Here is a 1,369-nt window from a genome sequence, read left to right on the forward strand (position 1 = left end):
GGGACTGTAAGAACAACGGTGTAACTCTGAAAGGAGATACGCCACTATGACTGATGTGATTGATCGTGAGACAGAGACGAACTCGGCTCAGCCGGGTATCAGCGATGCGCGGCTCAAAGAGCTGGTCGAGCAGGCGCGAGCCGAAGGGCTGCAGTTGACCGGAGATGGTGGATTGCTGTCGAAGCTGACCAAGCTAGTCGTGGAGTCCGCGCTCGAAGGCGAGATGGACGACCACCTCGGATACGGCAAGAGCGACCCGGCAGGGAGGGGCAGCGGCAACTCCCGCAACGGCAGACGAGCCAAGAACGTGTTGACCGAGGCCGGCCCGGTCGAACTCGAGGTGCCCCGTGACCGGGATTCCTCCTTCGAGCCGAAGATCGTGGCCAAGCGGCAGCGTCGGCTGTCGGGCGTGGAGGACATGGTGATCTCATTGTCGGCCAAGGGTTTGACGACTGGTGAGATCGCTGCACACCTGGCCGAGGTGTACGGAGCCGATGTGTCCAAGCAGACGATCTCGACGATCACCGAGCGGGTGATGGAAGGCATGGCCGAGTGGCAGAACCGGCCGTTGGACCCTGTGTACCCGGTGTTGTTCATCGACTGCATCCACGTCAAGATTCGCGAGGGCAACGTCGCTAACCGGCCGATCTACGTCGCGATGGGGGTGACGGTCGACGGCACCCGCGACATCCTCGGATTGTGGGTCGGTGAGCACGGCGACGGGGAGGGAGCGAAGTACTGGCTTCGGGTGTTGTCCGAGCTGAAAAACCGTGGTGTGCAGGATGTTCTGATCGTCGTGTGCGACGGTCTCAAGCATCTACCTGACTCGATCGAGCAAGTGTGGCCACAGACCATCGTGCAGACTTGTGTGGTCCATCTTCTCCGTAACACCTACGCCTATGCCTCCCGCAAGGACTGGTCCGATATCGCCAAGGACCTCAAACCCGTCTACACGGCTCCGTCGGAGCAGGCCGCGCTCGACCGATTCGCAGAGTTCAGTGACAAATGGGAGAAACGCTATCCCGCGATCATCAGGCTCTGGACCAACGCCTGGGCTGAGTTCGTGCCGTTCCTACAATTCGACAACGCCATCCGGCAGGTCATTTACACGACCAACGCCATCGAGAGTGTCAACGCCCGAATCCGCAGGGCTGTCAAGGCCCGTGGACACTTTCCGACCGAGGCCGCGGCCTTGAAATGCGTGTATCTGGCCATCATGAGCCTCGATCCCAAAGGTACCGCCCGCCAACGCTGGTCCAACCGATGGAAGGCAGCACTGAATGCCTTCGAGATAACGTTCGACGGACGGCTGTCTGCCGGACGAAAGTAGTTAGAAATCAACCAATTACACCGTTTTCTGGACAGACCC

1 protein-coding gene is annotated in these 1,369 nt (G+C 60.0%); it reads left to right on the plus strand.

What is annotated here, in order from left to right; translation table 11 throughout:
• Positions 1–46 precede the first annotated feature (46 nt).
• Positions 47–1,330, plus strand: a complete 1,284-nt coding sequence (locus G8767_RS35155; RefSeq protein WP_047269195.1) for an IS256 family transposase — start codon at positions 47–49, stop codon at positions 1,328–1,330.
• Positions 1,331–1,369 lie beyond the last annotated feature (39 nt).

Source organism: Rhodococcus sp. IC4_135 (assembly GCF_011602025.1).
GTDB classification, from domain to species: Bacteria; Actinomycetota; Actinomycetes; order Mycobacteriales; family Mycobacteriaceae; genus Rhodococcus_F; species Rhodococcus_F baikonurensis.